This window comes from Defluviitoga sp. (assembly GCF_035349255.1).
Taxonomy (GTDB): Bacteria; Thermotogota; Thermotogae; order Petrotogales; family Petrotogaceae; genus Defluviitoga.
Map to the genome: position 1 here is coordinate 1 of NZ_DAOPSE010000057.1, position 5386 is coordinate 5386.

Genomic DNA, 5386 nt, shown 5'->3' on the forward strand with positions numbered 1-5386 from the left:
AACAACACAAAATAATTCTATCATAAAATATTCTTAGTTTCCACTTACAAGAAAAATAATCATAGAATGAGATTTTATTAGATAATCTGTTTTATTTTGAATTATTTATCATGTATTAGACGAGATTCACTTTATTTGAGTTTGACTTTTTAAGAAAAGAATATTATTATTAAATTAATAAATAAAGTTTACTTATTAATAAACATTTAAATAGGAGTTGAACTTAAATTTGAAAAAAGAACATGCTTCAACAAGAGTTAGTAATTCGTTAAAAGTTTTGGATCTCCTAATTGATAAACCTATGTCAAGGATAGATTTGGCTTATGAAACAGGCCTAACTAAAACAACAATAGGTGAAATAGTTCGTGATTTTATAGGAATAGGATTTCTTGAAGAAGTGAAAACTTCTCCTAATCGAGTAGGAAGACCTTCCATGGATTTAAAATTAGTAAAAGATTTTGCACACGTTTTAGGGATAGGAATAATGAGAGATGGGGTAAATGGATGCCTAATTGATTCTGAGGGAGAAGAATTATATAGAGCAAGCTATTCATATGAAAAAAATACACCTGCAATAGAAACAGTGTATATGACTTGTGACAATTTAATGCGTAAAGCGGAGTTAACAGGCAGAGAGGTAAAGGCAATCTCTTTTGGGGTACCCGGACCATTGGATACTGAGAGAGGTGTAATAAAAGAACCACCAAAATTATCCGAATTTGCAAACTTTCCATTAATAAAAGAAATTAAGGAACGTTATAAGGTTTTTGCCTGTATAGAAAATGATGCTGATATGGGTGCGATGGGGGAAAAATATTACGGAAAAGGGAAAGATTTGGACTCTTTTATCTACATTCTATACGATAAAGGAATAGGTGCAGGCATAATAATAAATAATCAACTTTATCATGGATTAAATGGTTATGCTGGTGAAATAGGACATACTTTAATAATAGATAATGGCAAATTTACATATTTTGAGGATGAGTATGGTATTGACAAGGTAATTGAGCAAATCAATAAAAAAATTTCGATTCCCATAAAGAATATACGAGAACTAGAAAATTTTTCTCAAGAAGATAAGATAAAAATATTGGACTTTCAAGAAGAACTTGCTAAGAATTTTTCACAAATAATATTATCTCTTATTCATTACTTTGGCATCTCTAATATTTTTTTAGATGGTCGAATAAAATATTTAGGAAATAACTTTATCAATCAGCTTAGAAAAATTGTTAGAAAATATCTATTTCATAAGCATGAAGTAAAAATATCATTTTCTAATTTAGATGAATATGCTGTTTCACTAGGTGCAGCAAAATTTGGTTTAATTAGGTATTTATATAAACAAGTGAAAAGTAAATAAGAATTAAGAAATTAACCGAAGTTTTTTTAGTAAAAATATTTTTGAAAAACTATTAATTTTAATAAAGAAAAATCAATTATACGGTGTTTATACCCACTTCAGAAATAGCAAAAAATAGTGGTTAAGCTGAAGTAAAAAAGATTAAATAAAAGGAAAGAAGAACTAAAATATTCAATTCCAAGGAAAATGCTCTTTGAAAAAGTCAAAAAACTTAAAGAAAGATAAAAAGATACAAGAAAGTACTCATTTTGAAGAAAAAACAGGAATAAAAACACTCCAGTTAGTCAGTAACTGGTTGTTAGAAAGTATTGATTATAACTAAAATGACAAATTAGCAAACAGCAGTCTCATACATCAAAGTCTTAGGAGAAGCTAATAAATCATCTCTACCCATACTATGAGCCAAGAAAGCTGAAGCAATAAGATAAAGGTTATAAAGGTCACATTCAACTTCAACGGCATTTTTACATCTCAAAGAAGTTGATTGGGTTCAGAATGAAGAGACATATGGTTGACCTCCTTACGGGATAATAAATTTGTGGTACCAAATAGATTATAACGTAGGGAGGTAACCACTTCAAACACAAGGTATTAAAAGTTAGTTAAATTCTGTGTTTTGGAATTTCTGAAGACAGTAAAATAACTTCATAAAAGGAGGTTTTTAGGATGAGCCATTATAAGTCAATAATTACGAAGTCAGCAATGGTAATTTTGATTTTATTAAGTTGTGTCTATTCCGGAGCCGCCAAAAGTTTGTATTACAACGATCAAGAGTTATTTTTAAATGGAGTAAATTTGGCATGGATTAATTTTGCAAGAGATTTAGACAATTTCAATGAAAGAGAATTTGTCAAAGTTTTAGATGATTTATCAAATGCCGGTGGTAATGTTTTAAGATGGTGGCTTCATACAGATGGAAGTTCGAATCCTCTCTATGGAGAAGATGGCAAGGTAATTGGCATAGAAAAAGAAAATTTGAAAACTTTTAAAAGGGCGTTGGATTTAGCTTATGAAAGAGGAATATTGATACTTCCAGTATTGTGGTCTCATGACATGATGAATTATAAGCAAGGAGTACCTACAGAAGCTAATAAAAAAATGATCGAAGATCCTCAGTACACTCAAGCCTACATAGACAATGCATTAATACCTTTAATAGAATATGTAAAAGGGCATCCAGCAATAGTAGGGTGGGAAATTTTTAATGAACCTGAAGGAGTCACTGAAGAGTTTGGTTGGACTGATCTTAGAACAGACATGAAATATATTCAACAATTTGTTAATTTAATTGCAGGTGCAATACATAAAACAGATCCTAATAGTTTAGTAACAGTTGGTTGCTGGAATATGAGAGTTTTAACTGATATAAACGGTTTCACTAATTATTATAGTGATGAACGTCTCATAGAAGCGGGAGGAGATGAGAATGGATTTTTAGACTTTTATCAAGTTCATTATTATCCCGAGTGGTTTTCTGAAGAAACCTCTCCTTTTCATCATCCGTATGAATATTGGAACTTAGATAAACCACTAGTTGTGGGAGAATTTCCTGCTAAAGGAATAGTAAATATAGGAAAAGGATTCGCACCAAAAAGAGAATTAGGAATAGTTGAAGCTTATGAATATTTGTTCAAAAATGGGTATGCTGGAGCTCTTTCATGGATGTATTATGATACAGGGCATGGAAGTTTTGCAGATACAAAACCTGCAATAACGCATATTTATGACATTGCTCAAGAGAAAGTTAAGATAGAAGTTGGAGAAATAGATAGAATTCCATTAGTCAAAAAGAATATAGAAAATCTCTTTGTTGAAAAAGGAACAGAAGAAATAGTTGACTACGTGAATTTAAATGATATATTTTATGATTTTGAGGGAGATACTCTTTCCTTTTCTGTTACCAAAAATGATAATCCTTTAGCAGTAGAATTGAAAATAGACAGTGCTGGATTTTTGTCAATTAAAATATCTCCTGAATTTATAGGGGTTACTAACGTTGAGATTGAAGCAGAGGATAGTGTTGGTAACAAAGCATGGACATCTTTTATAATAAGGGTGATCGATCCTTCAAGTGGAAACGTGGCTTTGGGTAAAGAAGCAAGAAGTTCTTCAAACGAAAATCCTATAAATACAGCTGCTAAAGCAGTGGACGGTTTATTTGATACTCGATGGTCGAGTAAGTATACCGACAACGAGTGGATCGGTGTAGATTTAGGGGACGTTTTCTTAATCAATGAAATTACTTTGCACTGGGAAGTTGCTTATGGCCTAAAATATGCAATACAGTGTTGGGACGGAGAGAAATGGATAACTGTTTATCAGGAAGATTCAGGTGATGGAGGGATGGATCATATTATTCTTGAAGCACCTGTTGAAAGTAGATTTATTAGAATGTTAGGTATAAAGCGTGGAACAGAGTGGGGATACTCACTGTGGGAATTTGAAGTATTTGGAAAAAAGGTTGAGGGATCTGACCCAGAATTACTAATAACCCCATTTGATTGGGATAAAACAGAAGAAACAGAAAAAGAAGAAAGCCTAGAATTAAAAGAAGTTTATTTGCTGTATGATTTTGAAACAGATGATGAAGGATGGAAAATAGTAGAATTTTGGCCTTCCATTAAAACAATAGAAGTAACTGATGAAATGTCTACTTCTAATAGTCGAAGTTTAAAATTAGAAGGTGTCTATAGCGGAGAGGGCTGGCAAGAAGGCGGGATATTCGTATTTCCTGAAATTAAAGATTGGTCTGGTTGGGATATGGTTATGATGGATTTATATGTTCCAGAAAAAGCTAAAGATTTTATTGCGCAGATTTATTTTAAAATTGGTGATTCTTGGACTTGGGTTAATACTGCTGATATTTATCTCATTCCAGAAAGCTGGAACACTATAAGAGTGAATTTAAATGATTTAATAAAAGATAAAGAAGTTAAAGAATTTGGAATAAAAATTGGTTCATCAGTTAGTAAATCAGAGTTTTATTTTTATTTAGATAATATACGGTTAATTAAACACCAACACTAATCCAAGTTTTAATTAGTTAAAACATTATGATGATATATTTTATGTTTGGTTTACTTTAGAAGTGAAACTTTGCATAAAGACTTCATAATAGTCCATACTTTTTTCATTTTTTGAAGAGTACCCACTTCAGAAATAGCAAAAAATAGTGGTTAAGCTGAGGTAAAAAAGATTAAATAAAAGTAAAGAAGAACTAAAATATTGAATTCCAAGGAAAATGCTCTTTGAAAAAGTCAAAAAACTTAAAGAAAGATAAAAAGATACAAGAAAGTACTCATTTTGAAGAAAAAACAGGAATAAAAACACTCCAGTTAGTCAGTAACTGGTTGTTAGAAAGTATTGATTATAACTAAAATGACAAATTAGCAAACAGCAGTCTCATACATCAAAGTCTTAGGAGAAGCTAATAAATCATCTCTACCCATACTATGAGCCAAGAAAGCTGAAGCAATAAGATAAAGGTTAGAAAGGTTACATTCAACTTCAACAGAGTTTTTACATCTCAAAGAAGTAGAATTAGTCATATCAGCCAACTTAGAAAAGATAGACTCAATAAGGGTACGCTTTTTGTAAACCTTTTTGAAAGAAGAAGAATCTCTGTTGAGAAAACTACGGAAATCATCTTTAGAAAAGTTTCTATAGGCATAACAATTGTATTTGTTCAAAGGGCAATTAGAAGGATCATCACAAACATATTTATTTCTAAGGATATTCCTTTTAGTTTCACGATAGTGAGAATGAAGAGAAAGAGGCTTACCGCAATCACCCACTAAAGGTTTCTTAGAAGAAGCTCTAAGAGGGATAAAAGCGGTAGACTCACTCTCCAAATGAACAAAGTCGTAAAGATCAGAAGAATCGTAAGCGGCATCAGCCAAGAAATTAAACCCAGTAAGATTCAAAAGTTCTTTAGCTTTATTTAGTAAAGGGAAAGCATAATTCCCGAGTTTGACAGTTACAAGAATGTAATAATCATAAAACGGGCATGAATAAATGAAA

The 5386-nt window shown here is 31.3% G+C and carries 5 protein-coding genes; 4 read left to right on the forward strand and 1 reads right to left on the reverse strand.

Annotated features, from left to right (window positions below):
- Positions 1–229: 229 nt before the first annotated feature.
- The 4 genes from PKN74_RS07750 to PKN74_RS07765 all read left to right on the forward strand — a co-directional run bounded on the left by PKN74_RS07750 (position 230) and on the right by PKN74_RS07765 (position 4743).
- Positions 230–1366: an ROK family protein gene (locus tag PKN74_RS07750; RefSeq protein ID WP_472310202.1), complete on the forward strand. Its 1137-nt coding sequence runs from the start codon at positions 230–232 to the stop codon at positions 1364–1366.
- 193 nt (positions 1367–1559) lie between these two features.
- Entirely contained in the window at positions 1560–1688 is a 129-nt protein-coding gene (locus PKN74_RS07755; protein WP_472310204.1) for a hypothetical protein, read from the forward strand.
- A 344-nt stretch (positions 1689–2032) separates the two neighbouring features.
- On the forward strand, positions 2033–4393 hold the full coding sequence (locus PKN74_RS07760) for a discoidin domain-containing protein (protein ID WP_472310206.1): 2361 nt from the start codon (positions 2033–2035) through the stop codon (positions 4391–4393).
- A gap of 221 nt (positions 4394–4614) precedes the next feature.
- Positions 4615–4743: a hypothetical protein gene (locus PKN74_RS07765; RefSeq protein ID WP_472310204.1), complete on the forward strand. Its 129-nt coding sequence runs from the start codon at positions 4615–4617 to the stop codon at positions 4741–4743.
- 9 nt (positions 4744–4752) lie between these two features.
- On the opposite strand, the gene PKN74_RS07770 is transcribed toward PKN74_RS07765, so the two are convergent.
- A partial coding sequence (locus PKN74_RS07770) for a transposase (protein WP_472310208.1) occupies positions 4753–5386 on the reverse strand: 634 nt, incomplete at its 5' end.

Bases quoted from the DNA above. Each gene is read 5' to 3' on its own strand.
- PKN74_RS07760 (WP_472310206.1), top strand. From the start codon at position 2,033: ATGAGCCATTATAAGTCAATAATTACGAAGTCAGCAATGGTAATTTTG.